The 510-nt window shown below is 69.4% G+C and carries 1 protein-coding gene; it reads right to left on the bottom strand.

The genetic code is table 11. From position 1 onward, the window contains the following. On the bottom strand, positions 1-510 hold a 510-nt coding region (locus ACYVDE_RS26035), incomplete at both ends, for an IPT/TIG domain-containing protein (protein ID WP_460504390.1).

Genomic DNA, 510 nt, shown 5'->3' with positions numbered 1-510 from the left:
CGGCCGGCGTTGTTACCGTCACCGTGCCCGTGCTGGCGCCGGGCGGCACGGTTGCCGTAATCTGCGTGGCCGAGTTGACGGTAAAGGTCGCGGCTGTGCCGTTGAAGTTCACGCTCGTGGCCCCGGCCAGGTTGGTACCGGTGATGGCTACCGTGGTGCCCGCCGTGCCGCTGGTCGGGCTCAAGCTGCTGAGGGTGGGCAGCGGGGCCGTGACGGTGAAGGCGAGGCCGTTGCTGGTGCCGCCGGGGCCGGTCACCACCACGTTGCCGCTACTCGCGCCCGAGGGCACGCTGGTGGTAATCTGGGTGGCCGAGTTCACCGTAAACGTAGCCGTGATGCCGTTAAACGTCACGCCCGTGGCGCCCGTCAGGTTGGTGCCCGTGATGATGACCGTGGTGCCCGCCGTGCCGCTGTTGGGGCTCAGACTGGCAAGCACGGGCGCCGGCACCGTCACGGTAAACGTGAGGCCGTTGCTGGTGCCGCCGGGCGTGGTCACCGTCACGTTGCCGG

Source organism: Hymenobacter agri (assembly GCF_054778495.1).
This window is presented reverse-complemented; position numbering and strand designations above follow the sequence as displayed.